The 14,868-nt window shown below is 68.7% G+C and carries 11 protein-coding genes, 1 other RNA gene and 1 pseudogene; 8 read left to right on the top strand and 5 right to left on the bottom strand.

Annotation, left to right across the window (positions count from 1 at the left end; translation table 11 throughout):
* Positions 1-18: 18 nt before the first annotated feature.
* The 4 genes from dnaX to ACE3N6_RS02510 form a co-directional block, all read right to left on the bottom strand.
* A complete protein-coding gene (gene dnaX, locus ACE3N6_RS02525; protein WP_374243595.1) occupies positions 19-1,968 on the bottom strand; it encodes a DNA polymerase III subunit gamma/tau in 1,950 nt (649 codons plus the stop codon).
* A gap of 98 nt (positions 1,969-2,066) precedes the next feature.
* Positions 2,067-2,165, bottom strand: an RNA gene (gene ffs, locus ACE3N6_RS02520) — signal recognition particle sRNA small type.
* 46 nt (positions 2,166-2,211) lie between these two features.
* The gene (locus ACE3N6_RS02515) at positions 2,212-3,654 is read right to left on the bottom strand and encodes an ATP-binding protein (protein ID WP_374243594.1); all 1,443 of its coding nucleotides are present in this window, start codon (positions 3,652-3,654) and stop codon (positions 2,212-2,214) included.
* A gap of 9 nt (positions 3,655-3,663) precedes the next feature.
* Complete coding sequence (locus ACE3N6_RS02510) at positions 3,664-4,353, bottom strand: response regulator (RefSeq protein WP_374243593.1); 690 nt, start codon at positions 4,351-4,353, stop codon at positions 3,664-3,666.
* A gap of 170 nt (positions 4,354-4,523) precedes the next feature.
* On the opposite strand from ACE3N6_RS02510, the gene ACE3N6_RS02505 reads away from it, so the two are divergent.
* From ACE3N6_RS02505 to ACE3N6_RS02485, 5 genes are all read left to right on the top strand, one after another.
* A complete protein-coding gene (locus tag ACE3N6_RS02505; protein ID WP_374243592.1) occupies positions 4,524-6,035 on the top strand; it encodes a M48 family metalloprotease in 1,512 nt (503 codons plus the stop codon).
* An 83-nt stretch (positions 6,036-6,118) separates the two neighbouring features.
* Positions 6,119-6,643: a Spy/CpxP family protein refolding chaperone gene (locus ACE3N6_RS02500; protein WP_374243591.1), complete on the top strand. Its 525-nt coding sequence runs from the start codon at positions 6,119-6,121 to the stop codon at positions 6,641-6,643.
* Positions 6,644-6,703: 60 nt separating this feature from the next.
* A complete protein-coding gene (locus ACE3N6_RS02495) occupies positions 6,704-7,165 on the top strand; it encodes a winged helix-turn-helix transcriptional regulator (RefSeq protein WP_374243590.1) in 462 nt (153 codons plus the stop codon).
* A 69-nt stretch (positions 7,166-7,234) separates the two neighbouring features.
* Entirely contained in the window at positions 7,235-7,822 is a 588-nt protein-coding gene (locus tag ACE3N6_RS02490; protein WP_374243589.1) for an ACP phosphodiesterase, read from the top strand.
* Between the two features lie 162 nt (positions 7,823-7,984).
* Positions 7,985-10,693, top strand: coding sequence for an ATP-binding protein (locus ACE3N6_RS02485; protein WP_374243588.1), 2,709 nt, complete (start codon positions 7,985-7,987; stop codon positions 10,691-10,693).
* A gap of 480 nt (positions 10,694-11,173) precedes the next feature.
* Here ACE3N6_RS02485 and tnpB read toward each other — a convergent pair whose 3' ends face one another.
* A complete protein-coding gene (gene tnpB, locus ACE3N6_RS02480) occupies positions 11,174-11,488 on the bottom strand; it encodes an IS66 family insertion sequence element accessory protein TnpB (RefSeq protein ID WP_374243587.1) in 315 nt (104 codons plus the stop codon).
* Here tnpB and ACE3N6_RS02475 point away from each other — a divergent pair.
* The 3 genes and pseudogenes from ACE3N6_RS02475 to ACE3N6_RS02465 all read left to right on the top strand — a co-directional run.
* Positions 11,474-11,743: pseudogene (locus ACE3N6_RS02475) on the top strand (transposase); the annotation flags it as partial. The gene tnpB and the pseudogene ACE3N6_RS02475 sit on opposite strands and share 15 nt — an antisense overlap.
* Before the next feature lie 576 nt (positions 11,744-12,319).
* Positions 12,320-12,982, top strand: coding sequence for a hypothetical protein (locus ACE3N6_RS02470; protein WP_374243656.1), 663 nt, complete (start codon positions 12,320-12,322; stop codon positions 12,980-12,982).
* Between the two features lie 141 nt (positions 12,983-13,123).
* Entirely contained in the window at positions 13,124-14,056 is a 933-nt protein-coding gene (locus ACE3N6_RS02465; RefSeq protein WP_374243655.1) for an IS4 family transposase, read from the top strand.
* The last annotated feature ends 812 nt before the right edge of the window (positions 14,057-14,868 follow it).

Raw genomic sequence — 14,868 nt, 5'->3', positions numbered from 1 at the left:
ACTTCTCCAGTGGGGGGTTCAGAGGGGTTTGACCGACGCTTCCTCGAGCGTCGCGTCGAATCGTTCGATCAGTTCGCGGACAAAGGGGTCCTGCTCCAGCGAGGCCACCGCCGCGGCGTGGCGCTCGGCCTTCTCGGCCTGGTTGCGCTGGGCCGGGGTTTCGGTGGCAATCTCGCCAACCTCGACGCTGACCCGCACCGCACGCCCGAGATGGGCAGACAGCGCCTCCTGCAGCTTCTCGGGGCCGGCCTTGTTGATCTGCAGCAGGTGGCGGTGGGTGTGGGACAGGCGCAGCCTGAAGGTGTCGTCGGCGGTGCCCAGCAGTTCGCAGTGCTGGGCAAGCTCGCGGTTGAGGCCGCCGAGGCCCAGCGCGTTGAGCAGGCCGTGCCAGCCGGCGGCGTCGGCCATCGCCGGCACGGAAGCGGGCGATGGCTCGGGCGGGCGGGTGACGGGCGGCGCCGGCCGGGTGGGTTCGGGCGCCGGTTCCGGCGGCGGGGCGATGGCGGCCGGCGGCGTTTCGCGGGGCGCCGCCGGGCGGGGCGGCGCGATCTCGTGGGCCTCCGGGGGCAGATCCTCCCAGGGCGGCACGCTGCTGCCGTCATCGGGGCCGCTGGATTCGACCGGTTTGGCGACATCTACCCGCTTCGCGGTCTCGGGGGCGCGAGCCGGCTCAGGCGGCGCCACCTCGGCACGGACGGGCGGCGGTTCGGGCGTGCGTACGGGTTCCCGCGCCACCGCAGCCGACGGGGGCGGTGCGACCGGCGCGGCGACCGGCCGCGGAGCAGGCGCCATGGCGGCAGGTGCGGGCGCAGCGGGACGGGCCGGCACCGGGCGCGCCTGCCCCTGACCGCCGCCACCCGCCACCACCGCGCCCAGCCCCGCGGGTTGATCCGGACGGAAGGCGAACAGGCGCAGCAGGGTCATCGAGAAGCCGGTGGTCTCGTCGGGCGCCAGCGACAGCTCGTCGCGGCCGTGGATGGCGATCTGGTAGGCCAGCTGCAGGAACTCGGCGTCGAAGGCCTGGGCGTAGGGCGCAAGGCGGGCGGCCTCGAACTCGTCGGTGACCGCCGCCGGCGCCAGCTGGACCAGCGCGATGCGGTGCAGCAGCGCAGCCAGCGACTGGAGCGCCGATTCAAACGACAGGCTGCGCGCCTCCATGCCATCGACGGCGGCCATCAGCGCGGCCACGTCATTGGCGACCAGCGCATCCAGCACGGCGTAGAGGTGGTCGTCGCCCACCGTGCCGAGCATGTCCTGCACGGCCTGCTCTTCAACCTTGCCGGCGCCGTGGGCGATGGCCTGATCGAGCAGCGACAGGGAATCGCGCATCGAGCCGCTGGCGGCCTTGGCGATGTGGCGCAGCGCGCCCGGTTCGAAGGGCACCTGCTCGGCCTCGAGCAGCCGGGTGAGGTGGCCGACGATGTGGCCCGGCGGCATCTGCTTGAGGTTGAACTGCAGGCAGCGCGACAGCACGGTGACCGGGATCTTCTGGGGGTCGGTGGTGGCGATGATGAACTTGACGTGCTCGGGCGGCTCTTCGAGCGTCTTCAGCATCGCGTTGAAGGCGTGCCCGGTGAGCATGTGCACTTCGTCGATCATGTAGACCTTGTAGCGGCCCTGGACCGGCGCATACACCGCCTGGTCGAGCAGCGCGGCCATGTCGTCCACGCCGCGGTTGGAGGCGGCGTCCATCTCGACGTAGTCGGGGAAGCGGTCGGCGTCGATGGCCGTGCACGCGGCGCACTGGTTGCAGGGCGTGGGGGTGACACCGGTCTCGCAGTTGAGCGCCTTGGCGAGGATGCGCGAGATGGTCGTCTTGCCGACCCCGCGGGTGCCGGTGAACAGATAGGCGTGGTGGAGGCGACCGGTGGAGAGGGCGTGGGTCAGCGCACGGACCACGTGCTCCTGCCCGACGAGCGTCTCGAAACTGCGCGGGCGCCACTTGCGGGCAAGGACTTGATAGGCCATGGCGGAATTCTATCAGGCGCCGGCGCCGGGCCGACGGGCTCGAAGGACGGCGGACGAATGTAAAAAGGGGCGTCCGCCTGGACGCCCCTTGAATTCGGGGTGGCGAGCCCGACCCCCGGCACTAGCAGGGAACGGCTGTGGCTGCTGCCTTCCGGCCCTGACCAGGTTCACCGCGCTGCTATGCGGGGAGACCCGCCACGGCGCGCATTCTAACAGCAGGCCGGGGCTGCGCCCAACTTTCTTTTAGGCTGGTTTTTGCGCTGCAGCAACGGGGCCGAAGGGCAGCACGATCTCCATCGCCAGCCCACCGTCCGGGCGGTTGCTGGCGCGGATGTGACCGCCGTGAGCCTCCACCGCCCGCCGGGCGATCGCCAGCCCGAGCCCGAAGCCCCCCGCCGACTGCCCGCCGGCGCTGCGGTAGAAGGGCTCGAAGATCGCCGTCAGGTCGGCCTCCGGCACGCCGGGGCCGCGGTCGGCCACGGTGAGCACGAAGCGCCCGTCGGCCGCGCTGGCGCGCACCTCCACCGTCGTGCCCTCGGCGGTGTACTTCACGGCGTTGCGGATCACGTTCTCGAAGGCCCGCTGGACCAGCTCCACCCGCATCTCGCCTTCCGCCTCGCCCTCGCCGGAAAAGTTCAGCTCGCGGCCGCGGCTCTGGGCCTCGAAGCGGGCGTCGTCGGCGATGGCGGCGGCCAGGTCGAACAGCTCGACTCGCTCGCTGCGGCTGTCGCGGGTGCCGGCATCCAGCCGGGCGATGGTGAGGAGCTGGCCGACCAGCTCGTCCAGTCGCACCGCCTCGCGCTCGATGCGGTCGAGGGTCGCCTCGAGCTTGGCCGGGTCTTGGCGGGCCAGGCCGATGGCCGCCTGCAGGCGCGCCAGGGGCGAGCGCAGCTCGTGGGAGACGTCGTGGAGCAGGCGGCGCTGGGCGCCGATGAGGTGCTGGATCTGCTGGGCCATGCGGTCGAAGTCGCCGCCCAGATCGGCGATCTCGTCGCGCCGGGCGCCCATCAGCGGGCCGACGCGGGTCTCCAGCTGGCCGCTGGCCACCGCCCCGAAGGCCCAGCGCAGGTTGCGGATGGGCCGCGCCAGATACCACGCGAGCAGCGCGCTGGCGGCCACGCTGGCGATCAGCCCGACCACGATGGGCAGCCACGGGCTGGGGGGCAGCGGGCCGTGACGGTCGAAGGGCGGACGTCCGCCCCGGGGTGGCTCGCCCCTGCCGGGCGGTGGCTCGCGCCGCGGGTCGAAGCGATCTCCGGGCAGTTGCGGCACCAGCAGCAGGAAGCGCTGCCCATCCGGCGCGGTGACCAGCCGGGCCGGGCGACGGGGGTCGTCGCCCTCGGCCCGGGCGCGGGCGTCCGCGACCAGCTCGGCGCTCAGCTCGCGCCCGAACATGTCGCGCCCGGCGTCGTCCACCACGAACATCCGCGGCATGCGCTCGCCGCGCCATTCGGCGATCAGGTCGCGCAGCGCCGGCAAGCCGCCGTGCCCCAGCACCGACGCCGCCGCCGACAGCGCCATCGTCACCCGGGGCCCGCCTCCCAGCAGCGGGTCGCGCTCGGCCTCGATGCGCTCGCGCTCCTTCTGCTGATGCCACCACACCGCGCTACCCACGCCCACCCCGGCCAGCAGCAGGGCCAGCCAGAAGACGAAGAAGAACTTCCAGAACAGCCGCCCGAACTTCACGCCGGGCCTCTACTCGCGGACCAGCTGGTAGCCCAGCCCGCGCACCGTCTCGATCCACGAGCGCCCATCCGGGCGCGGGCCAAGCTTGTGACGGATGCTGGACAGGTGCACGTCGATGCTCCGGTCGAAGCGCGCCAGCGGCCGCCCCAGCCCCTGCTCCGACAGCTCCGCCTTGCTCACCACCCGGCCGGCGTTGCGGGCCAGCAGTTCGAGCAGGTTGAACTCGGTGCTGGTGAGTTCGAGGGCGTCGCCCCGCCACTGGGCGCGACGCATCTGGGGCCACATCTGCAGCGCGCCGGCCACCAGCGGCCCGCCGGCGGTGTCGGCCGGCGAGACGTCCTGGGTGCGCCGCAGGATCGCCCGCAGGCGCGCCACCAGCTCCCGCGGGGTGCAGGGCTTGGGCACGTAGTCGTCGGCCCCCAGCTCGAGCCCGACGATCCGGTCCACGTCGTCGCCCTTGGCGGTGAGCATGATGACCGGCACCTGACTATGGGCGCGGATGCGCCGCAGGGCCTCGATGCCGCCCAGGCGCGGCATCATCACGTCGAGCACCACGATGGCGTAGCTGCCGGTGAGCGCCCCCGCCACCCCGGCTTCGCCGTCGTGGGCCACGTCGGCCTCGAAGCCTTCCTGCTCGATGTACTCCCGCAACATCGACGACAGCTCCACGTCGTCGTCAACCAGCAACACCTTGCTCATCCTGCACCTGCTTTCTGGATTCCCTGCCCGGATGATACGGGCGCCCGCGCCGCGCTCCCACCGGCCGACGGCGCTTTTACCCGCCTTTACATGCCTTTACACCTCACGAACCGGGCTTAACAAGACGCTGCCCGAAGATTTCACCTGTCTTCGAGCCCCCGCGCCAAACCATGCCCCGACGCCTCCGCCTGATCGCCCTCGTCACCGCCTTCGCCTTCTGCACCGGCACGCGGGCCGCGAGCCTGCCCGATCTGGGCGACGCCGCCGAAAGCACCCTCTCCCGCCAGAGCGAGCACGCCCTGGGCGAACAGACGATGCGCAGCCTGAAGGCAGCCGGCGCAATGCTGGACGACCCCGAGATCGACGCCTACCTGGACGCCCTCGGTCATCGCCTGGTGGCCACCGACCCCGATCTGGCCGGCCAGCCCTTCCGCTTCTTCGCGGTCGATTCCAACCAGCTCAACGCCTTCGCCCTGCCCGGCGGCCACATCGGCGTGCACACCGGGCTCATCGCCGCCACCCAGAGCGAGAGCGAACTCGCCTCGGTGCTGGCCCACGAGATCAGCCACGTCGGCCAGCACCACATCGCCCGGCAGATCGCCGCCCAGTCGGGCGGCCAGATGCTGTCGATGGCCGCGATGGTCGCCGCCATCCTCGCCGCCGGCACCGGCAACGGGCAGGCCGCCATGGCCGCCGCCACCGGCGCCACCGCGGCCCAGCAGCAGAGCATGATCGACTACACCCGCGAGCACGAGCAGGAGGCCGACCGGATCGGCTTTCAGCTGCTGGTGCGCGCCGGCTTCGACCCGCGGGCGATGGCCAGCTTCTTCGAGCGCCTCCAGCAGCGCACCCGGCTGGTGGAGGCCGGCACCACCCCGGCCTGGCTGCGCACCCACCCGCTCACCGCCCAGCGGGTGGCCGAAGCCGAAGACCGCGCCTTCGCCCAGCCCTACCGCCAGGTGCCCGACAGCCAGGACTACCACCTCGCCCGCGCCCTGGTGCGCAGCTACGAAGGCACGCCCCGCGACGCCGAGCAGCGCCTCGCCGCCGAACTCGCCGAAGGCCGCCACCGCGACCGCAGCGCCGCCCGTTACGGCCTCGCCGCGGCCCAGCTGCGGGCCGGCCACTTCAGCGCCGCCGAAGCCACCCTCGACGGCCTCGTCCGCGACGGCTTCCGCCACCCCATGCTCGAAGCCCTGGCCGGCCAGATCCTCAGCCAGTCGGGCCGCGACGCCGCCGCCCGGGCCCGCCTCGAGGCCGCCCTCAAGCGCTACCCGGATCACATCCAGCTCGTGTACGACTACCCCGCCCTGCTCATCCGCGGCGGCGACCACCGGGCCGCCATCGCCTTCCTCGACGCCCAGCTCGCGCGCCGGCCCGCCGACGCCACCCTCCACCGCCAGGCCGCCGAAGCCTGGGCCGCGCTGGGCCAGCCGCTCCAGTCCCACCGTCACCAGGGCGAGTACTACGCCCTCTCGGGCGACGCCAAGGCGGCGCTGGAGCAGCTCCAGCTCGCCCTGAAGGACACCGACGACGACAGCCCCGAGCGCCAGATCGTCGAAGCCCGCCTGCAGGCGCTGCGCACCCGCGAGCGCGAGACGCGCAGCGCCCCCGGCGGCGCACGCGGTAACAAACCGGAGCACTCCCTTTACCCGCATTTACCCGCCGACAACCGCCATTAACGCGGGGGAGTGGGAAATTTCATCCCGTCGGGCAAGCCCCACCGCCAGCCCGATCCGACAACCGACGCTCACAAGGAAACGCCATGAAACTCCGCAACAAGCTCCTGCTTCCCCTGGCCCTCGTCGCCACCCTCCCCTTCGCCGCCCAGGCCATGGACGGCGGCCCCCGCTGCGAGGGGCACGGCGCCCACCACTTCGGCATGCGCGGTGGCATGGACCACTTCGAGGGCGGCATGCCCATGCCCCCGTTCGTGCGCGAACTCAAGCTGACCGAGGCCCAGCGCGACCAGATCTTCAAGCTCATGCACGAGCAGGCCCCGGCGCTCCGCGAGAAGGCCAAGGAAGCCCGCAAGGCCCATGCCGACCTGCGCGCCCTCAGCTTCTCGGGCAACTACGACGAAGCCCGGGTGAAGGCCCTGGCCGAGACCGAAGCCCAGGCCATGGCCGCCATCGCCCAGATGCGGGCCGCCGGCGCCAACCGGATCTACCAGCTGCTCACCCCCGAGCAGCGCAAGAAGGCCGACGAGCTGAAGGCCCAGTTCGACGCCGACGGCCCCCGTCGCGCCGGCCCGCCGCCTGCCGACGCCCCTGCCGGCAAGCGCCGCTAAACCCACCGGCAGGGCGCACCGTCGCCCTGCCCCCACCCGCCCAGAGAGCACGCCCATTCCATGCGCCCCCTCGACCCCATCGACCGCAAGATCCTCCACGCCCTCCAGCAGGACGGCCGCATCACCATGACCGAGCTGGCTGCCCAGATTGGGCTGTCCGCCACCCCATGCACCGAACGCGTCCGCCGCCTGGAGCGGGACGGCATCATCTCGGGCTACCACGCCCGGGTGAATCCGGTCGCCCTCGGCCTGCGGGTGCTGGTGTTCATCGAGATCCGCATCGCCAACAAATCCCCCCAGGTGCTCGACGAGATCCGCCAGTCCATCGACAAGCTGGACGAGATCATCGAATGCCATCTGGTGTCGGGGGATTTCGACTACCTCCTCAAGGCCCGCCTGGGCGCCCTGGAGGACTACCACGACCTGCTGTGCACCCTGCACCGCTACCTCCCCGGCGTCACCCTGCAGCGCAGCTACGTGGTGATGGAGGAACTCAAGGAAACCCAGTACCTGCGCGCCTGACCCCCACGGGCGACGCACCTGGCGCACAATGGCGGCGGGCGGCGATCCACCCCCAGCCTCCAGCGCGCCATGAACTACCTTGCCCACGCCTATCTCGCCGGGCCGCTCGCAGCCGACCGGATCGGCGGGGTGATCGGCGACTTCGTCAAGGGGCCGCTCCCGGCCGGCCTGGGAGACGCGCTTGCCGCCGGCGTGTCGCTGCACCGGCGCATCGACAGCTTTGCCGACAGCCACCCGGCCTTCCGGCGCAGCCGGGCCCGGATCAGCGACGCCCGCCGGCGGGTGAGCGGGGTGATGGTCGACATGTTCTACGACCACCTCCTCGCCCTCCACTGGGCGCACTTCAGCCCGGAGCCCCTCGCCGGCTTCACCGCCGACACCTACCGCCTGATCGCCGCCTGCGCCGAACCGCTGCCCGCCAGCTTTGCGCCGGTCTTTGAACGGATGGCCGCCCACGACTGGCTGGCCAGCTACCGCGACGCCGCCAACGTGGCCCTCGCCCTCGACCGCATGGCGCGCTTCCGCTTGCACCGGCCCAACCCCCTGGCGGGTGCCGGCGACGAGCTGCACGCCGCCTTCGACGGGCTGCAGGCCGACTTCTTCGCGTTCATCCCCGACGCGCTGGCCTTCGCCGCGCAGGTGCGCGCCAGCCGCTGAGGCGCCGGCCCCGAGCGGCCCGCGACGGGAGCCTAAACCTTTCACCGTCCGCTTCCGTAATGGTGACTATCCACACGCCGGAGGTCACTGCCATCGCGCATCCAACCCAGCCCGGCCTTCGGCCAAACCCTGCGCGACAGAGCTTTTCCTGGAGAACACCCGATGACCGGCCTTTCATGGCAATCCCTGAGAACCAGGCTGGTCGCCGGATCGCTGTGCGTTTCGGTGGCGTCGATCTGGATCGTGATGCTCGTCATCGGCAAATACCTGCGCGCCGACATGGAAGCCGCGATCTCGGCCCAGCAGTATTCGACCGTCTCGCTGATCGCCGCGGAGATCCACCGCTCGGTCAATGAGCGCAGCGCCGTCCTGACGCAACTGGCCGGCTACCTCGGCCGCCAGGGCGACCTGCGCCACACGGCCCCCCAGGCGCTCCTCGAATCCCAGGCCGGGCTCGCCCCGCTGTTCAACTGGGGCGTCATCGTGCTCGACGCCCAGGGCGTCGCCCTCGCCAGCGTGCCGACCTCCCTCGAACGCACCGGCACCGACTACGGCGACATGCCCATCCTGCCCGAGGTGCATGCAGCCGACCGCCCGGTCATCGGCCCGCCGCGGATCGGCAAGCGCACCGGCGTGCCGGTCATCACCATCGCCCTGCCGATCCGCAGGGCGGACGGGCACTACCTGGGCGCGGTGCTGGGGGTCATCAACCTCCGCGAGCCCAACTTCCTGGACCAGATCAGCCACGCCAAATATGGCCACACCGGCGACTTCCTGGTCACCGACGCCCGATCCCGTACCTTCATCGCCTCGTCCGACAAGCGCCGGGTGATGCAAACCGGCCCGGCCCCGGGGATCAACCCCGTCTACGACCGCTACCTCGACGGCCACGAAGGCTCGGGGGTCGCGGTCAGCTCCCGCGGCGTGGAGGAGCTGTCGTCGTCGGTGCGGATCGGCGACACCGGGTGGCTGATGCAGTCCGTGCTGCCCACCCAGGAAGCCTTCCTGGTGGTCCGCCAGATGCAGCAACGCATGCTCATGCTGGCCGCGGCGCTCACCCTGTTCGCGGTGCTGATCGCCGGCTGGTGGGTGCGCCGTCAGCTCCAGCCCCTCGCGCGCTCCGCGGAACTGCTCGACCAGATGCGCCAGGGCACCCGCCCGCGCCAACCCCTGCCGGTGGCGCAGGACGACGAGATCGGCAAGCTCGCCAACGCCTTCAACGGGCTGCTCAAGTCCATCGTCGACCAGGAAGCCCTGCTCGCCAAGGTGGCCGCCACCGAACAGATGCGCAAGATCCTCGCCCACGTCCCGGGCATGGTCTTCCAGTACTACCAGCACCCCGACGGCACCGGCGCCCTGCCCTTCGCCAGCGAAGCGGTGCGCGAGATCTACGGCGTCGCCCCCGAGGTGGTGGAATCGGACGCCAGCCACATCCGGGCGCTGCTGCTGCCCGACGACCGGGAGCGCTTCTTCGCGTCCCTCGAGCGCTCCGCCGCCACCATGGAACGCTGGCTCGTCGACTACCGCATCCGCCACACCGACGGGCAGATCCACTGGCTGCACGTGGACGCCATGCCCGAAGTGGGCGACGACGGCCGGATCGTGTGGTACGGCTTCGTCACCGACGTGACCGCCACCAAAGCCCTCGAACAGGAACTCGAGATCCACCGCAGCCACCTCGAGGAACTCGTGCGCGAACGCACCGAGCAGCTCGAAGACGCCCGCAACGCCGCCGAATCGGCCAACGTCGCCAAAAGCACCTTCCTGGCCAACATGAGCCACGAGATCCGCACCCCGCTCAACGCCATCACCGGCATGGCCTACCTGCTGCACCGCACCGGCGTCACCCCCGAGCAGGCCGACCGTCTGGACAAGATCGAAGCCGCCAGCAAGCACCTGCTGGAGATCATCAACGCCATCCTCGACCTCTCCAAGATCGAAGCCGGCAAGCTCATCCTCAACACCGAACCCATCGAACTCCCCGCACTGCTCGCCAACGTCGCCTCGATCATGAACGACCGCGCCGCCGGGAAGGGCATCGCCCTGCGCGTCGACATCCCGCCGGACGTCCCCGCCGTCGCCGGCGACGGGACGCGCATCCAGCAGGCCCTACTCAACTACGTGGGCAACGCCATCAAATTCACCCAGCACGGCAGCGTCACGGTGGGCGTGCGGATCGAAGCGGAGGACGCCCGGCAGGTCCGGGCCCGGTTCGAGGTGAGCGACACCGGGATCGGCATCCCGCCCGAAGCGCTCGAGAAGATCTTCAACGCCTTCGAGCAGGCCGACTGCTCCACCACCCGCGAATACGGCGGCACCGGCCTGGGGCTCGCCATCACCAAGCGGCTGGCGGAGTTGATGGGCGGCAGCGTCGGCGTCGCCAGCACCCCGGGCGAAGGCAGCACCTTCTGGTTCACCGCCCGGCTCGAACGCCGCGACGCCTCGGCCCCCACGCACGACGTGCCGGACATCGCCCAGGCCGAAGCCGCCCTGCAGCAGGTCGCGTCGGGCAAGGTCGTCCTCCTCGTCGAGGACGAACCCATCAGCCAGATGGTCGCCGAAGAGCTGCTGACCACCGTCGGCCTCGCGGTGGACACCGCCGACAACGGCCAGCACGCAGTGGACAAGGCCGCCGCCAAAACCTACGACCTGATCCTGATGGACATGCAGATGCCCCGGATGGACGGCCTCAGCGCCACCCGCCTGATCCGCGCGCTGCCCGATCGCCAGCGCGTCCCCATCCTCGCCATGACCGCCAACGTCTTCAGCGAAGACAAGGCCAACTGCCTCAGCGCCGGCATGAACGACTTCGTGCCCAAACCCGTGGTACCGGAACGGCTGTACGCAACGCTGCTCAAGTGGCTGGGCTGAACCGGGCGGCCCGGCGCCAACCCTCACCGCAGATCGGCACCCCAAAGCAAAAGGCCCAACCACCTGAGTGATTGGGCCCTGCTTTAAACTGGTTGCGGGGGCAGGATTTGAACCTGCGACCTTCGGGTTATGAGGCTGATGATTAACATCAATGTTAATCGTAGCCAGGTGTCACAAGACTGGTCTTAAACGTCAAACAGATCATAATCTGTTGATTTATAAGAAATCTTTTAACACCGCTCTTGTGACAGTCTTCCCCGATTTCGGGAGCCGCATTCACAAAAGTTGTCACAACCGTCGTTTCAATCAACTGCAGGGTCCGCAACTATACCTTGACCGTCGGGTTAACGCAAATCACTCGTCGTGTTCTGCTCGGAGTGCGGCCCGGGAGGGCTGTACCCACCCCTGTGGCCTGTCTGCCAAGACCTGCCGAATGCCTAGGCTGAGGCAGGGATCGGCCGAAAAACGGCGGGCGGCGGCTCAGCGATTCAGCGCCCAGCGACGCAGCGTCCCGCAGATCGATGGGGGAGCCACGACACAACCGAAAGCCGATGACGTAGTGACGGAGGTCGAGCGAACTTTTGAAGCGGTAGGCAGCGCGGCAGCTAATCGGATAGTGGCTCCAGGCCCCACCGCGCAGCACACGGAACTCGCTGCCTTCACGTCGGGAGGGATCCCCTGGCCGTCGTGGATCAGCACCTTCATCCGGGTGCCGCGCCGGTTGGCGAAGAGGTAGGCGTGATGCGGGCGCGCTTCGCCGAAGACCCGCACTACTTGGGCGAGGAGCGTGTCCATGCCAGCGCGCATGTCGAGCGGCGCCACCGACACCGGAACAAGCCGCTGTCCGAGTGCCAGCAGCGGCGCAACAAGCGCATCGCCAGGACGCGGGCGCGAGTCGAGCACGTGTTCGGGGCCGTAGAGCAGATGGGCGGCAAGTTGCTTCGCACCATCGGCCAGGCACGGGCGAATTTTGCGATGACGATGATGGCGGCCTGCTACAACCTGAAGCGGCTGGTTTATTTCCAGAAGGCTGGAATCAAGGCCTTCTGACGCCCGAAATGGGCCGAATCGCGGCGGCCCTAGGCGATTCGAGGCAAAAACGGGCAACACCGCCGGGAAAACCGGTGCGTTGTCGGAGCAGTTGAACCGAATTCGGTCGCGTTCATCGTTGCGTGGCGGATTCTACTGAAAACGTCGGGTTATTCGAGGTGCCCATGTAAGTGTCCACTTCTAGTGCGTAGTGAACACTATGGTTAGCGAGCTAAGGGGCTGGAGGAAGATGGGTTTGCCGGGGGCTTACGCAAGAGCGGCTTCATCGACTTGAAGGAAGTGCACCGACAGCAGCAGTTCCACAAGCTGGATGCGGACCAGATCGTCAGGGCTATCGCACCTACATGACATACCAGCCTCCTGAACCTCTTTCACGGTCATGCATTTACGAAGCCCCTGTTCACAGCTCCTGATTTTGTGTAGCTTCCTCGTCTTTAGGGGTTCTCATGCAGACGAGGGAAGTGATGCCGCTCACGCAGAGGTTCGTTTCGATCTCCGACCCGCGCAGTGCCCGGCAGGTCAGGCACGATCTGTCCGAGTTGCTCACGGTCGCGGTATACCGAGGTGCGGCTCAATATGGAGTACGACTTCAAGCGCCGCCCGGTCGATGCCCGCATGGTCCGGATCGAGTCGCTCGGCGTCGATCATCTGGCCTTTGCAACTGTACCGTGGGACAACGTGGCCGAGGGCAGACTGGCCCGGATGCTGTTCGACCGCTGGCGCGAGGGGGGGAAGGACAAGGACGGGAACTGGGTGCGGCCGGGGCATTGCCTCAAGACCATGGCGGACTGGAGCGACTGGCAGGCGTACTACGGGCTCTACGTGGGCAACCACCAGCGGCGGGCGCGCTTCCGGGCATTGCAGGAGGCGTCGGACGTGGCTGCGGCCAAGGTTGAGGGCCTGCCGGACGAGGGACAACAGAAGCGCCTGCGCGGCCCCACAGGGCAGGTGTACGCGACGGCGCGGACTGGAATGCTCGGGACGGCGATCCGGACCTTCCTTACCGCTTATGTGCAGCGGGCGTGGGGGCTGGACGGCGCAGACCTGTCGCAAGCGAAGCTCGCCGCTTGGCTCACCGAGGTGGGCTACCCGGTGAAGGTGCATGACGTGAAGAACGCCGGGCGCTCGCAGTTGCATGAGCACGTATCACCGGTGACGCCGGAGGTAATGGCGTTCCTGACGGTCGTGAAGGCACGGTTTCCAGGACTGGAAACGGAGCGGCTTTTGGTGCGGGAGTGATTCGTTAGTGGGGGAGTGAGGAAGCAATGCTCCCAACTTAACGCCAAACCCCTTGTGAACCTGCGCCGTCACGGGTAAAATTCATACCGTTAAGTTATTGATAAATAGACAATATGAACTCAAACACTCGATCCCCAATCGCTGCTGGATGAGTTTTCCAGGTTTCTTCTCGACCCCGCCCTGGTTGATCAAGTGCGGCTGCACCCGGGCGCTTTTACCCGCGATCGCCACCTGACCTTGCCGCGCATCGCGGCAATGATGATGTCCGGGATGTGCGCCAGTGTGCAGGCCGAACTCGATGCCTTGTTCGGCCAGTTGAAGGGCATGACGGTCCGCAGCCGGGAGGTCAGCGCCCAGGCGTTCAGCAAGGCCCGACGTGGTTTTTCGGCGGAGCTGTTCCGGCTCGCCGGCCGGCACCTGCTGGCGCTGGCCCAGCCGCGGATCGATGCGGCGCGCTGGAACGGGTTGCGCGTCGTGGCGGCCGACGCCTCCCGGCTGCGCGTCTCGACCCGCGCCAACGCCAAGTTGTCTGCCGATCACTACGCCTTCGCGCTGTTTCTGCCCGGGGCCGAGCTGACGCTGCACGCGAGCCTGCATCCGGCCGACGGTTCGGAGCGCCAGATGCTGTTCGAGGCGCTGGACGAACTCGATGCCGGTCGCGACCTGCTGGTGCTCGACCGCGGCTATGTCGGCAACACGATGGTGGCGTCCCTGGCGCAGCGGGGGCTGGGCTTTTGCCTGCGGGCCGACACCCGGGGCTGGCGCTGTGTCGCGGATTTCCTGCGCTCGGGCGCCCCCGAGCAGGTGGTGACCCTGGCCGCACCGCGCGCCGCCGAGGCGTCGATCTACGAGATCCAGACCATTCCGACTACGGTGCGGCTGATTCGCGACGTCACCCCCAGCGGCAATATCCCCGTGCTGATGACCAACCTACTCGACGTCCGGCGCTACCCGGCCGAGCAGTTCGGGGCGCTCTATCACCGCCGCTGGCGGGTCGAGGAGGCCTTCAAGCGGATCAAGCATCGTCTGTGCCTCGAGGCACCCAGCGGGCTCACCTATCTCGCCTTTCAGTAGGACTTCGCCGCCAAGGTTCTGGCCGATAACCTCTGCCAGTTGCTCAGCGCGGAAACGGCGCCGCCCGACGCCACCTCCCGCCCCAACCGAACCTACGCCCAGGGTGCCCTCAAACCAATCCTCGCCGGCTGCCTCCTGGCGCTCGAACACGCCCGAAACCCGCTACAGACCGTGCTTGACGCTATCTCACGCGCCCGCTGCCACACCCAGCCCGGGCGAAGTTATCCCAGACCACCACGCGTCAAGCCGCACCAGCATTTGGCATATAAGGGGGCTTAAGTTGGGAGCATTGAGTGAGGAAGGGGCTGCGATCGCAGCCCCTTCTGCGTTCCGGGCAGGGCGCGGCCCGCGCCCTCAAGTTTTGGGGCCCGGCGAGCTTGGCTCGCTTGGTTATAGGCATCAAGCTGGCTTCATGACCCTGGCTTTACCGAGCACGACCGGGCACCTCGAAAAACCCCTGATTTCTGCAAAATTGGTCCATAAGACTTTGATTTTTATAGGCCAAAATTTCGGGGAACGAGGTTTTTCGAGGCGCCCGACCTACACTCTTATTCAGGGGGCCGCTCCTCGGCCGCAGACGGCAATGCCCATGCGCTAGAATGGTTGCTGTCGTTCATGAAGAGACGGTCGTCAGGATACTTTTCAGACATCCGAACAGCGGCTTTACAAGTGGGTAGCAGCGGCCGGCAGGATCGTGTCCCGGTGCGTGGTGTAAGAAGCGTCAGCAGAAGCGGTCGGCGGGTCATCGTCTCCGGTTTGGCAGGAGAGCGAGTCAGGCTGCGAGTGCAGACAGGCTGACGTTGGGATTGTCG

This window comes from Zoogloea sp. (assembly GCF_041904905.1).
Classification (GTDB): Bacteria; Pseudomonadota; Gammaproteobacteria; order Burkholderiales; family Rhodocyclaceae; genus Zoogloea.
The sequence above is the reverse complement of the archived record's forward strand: the minus strand, read 5'-3'. Positions and strand labels throughout refer to the sequence as shown.

Bases quoted from the DNA above. Each gene is read 5' to 3' on its own strand.
- ACE3N6_RS02505 (WP_374243592.1), top strand. From the start codon at position 4,524: ATGCCCCGACGCCTCCGCCTGATCGCCCTCGTCACCGCCTTCGCCTTC.
- ACE3N6_RS02495 (WP_374243590.1), top strand. From the start codon at position 6,704: ATGCGCCCCCTCGACCCCATCGACCGCAAGATCCTCCACGCCCTCCAG.
- ACE3N6_RS02510 (WP_374243593.1), bottom strand. From the start codon at position 4,353: ATGAGCAAGGTGTTGCTGGTTGACGACGACGTGGAGCTGTCGTCGATG.
- ACE3N6_RS02490 (WP_374243589.1), top strand. From the start codon at position 7,235: ATGAACTACCTTGCCCACGCCTATCTCGCCGGGCCGCTCGCAGCCGAC.
- ACE3N6_RS02470 (WP_374243656.1), top strand. From the start codon at position 12,320: ATGGAGTACGACTTCAAGCGCCGCCCGGTCGATGCCCGCATGGTCCGG.
- tnpB (WP_374243587.1), bottom strand. From the start codon at position 11,488: ATGGACACGCTCCTCGCCCAAGTAGTGCGGGTCTTCGGCGAAGCGCGC.
- ACE3N6_RS02485 (WP_374243588.1), top strand. From the start codon at position 7,985: ATGACCGGCCTTTCATGGCAATCCCTGAGAACCAGGCTGGTCGCCGGA.
- ACE3N6_RS02500 (WP_374243591.1), top strand. From the start codon at position 6,119: ATGAAACTCCGCAACAAGCTCCTGCTTCCCCTGGCCCTCGTCGCCACC.
- dnaX (WP_374243595.1), bottom strand. From the start codon at position 1,968: ATGGCCTATCAAGTCCTTGCCCGCAAGTGGCGCCCGCGCAGTTTCGAG.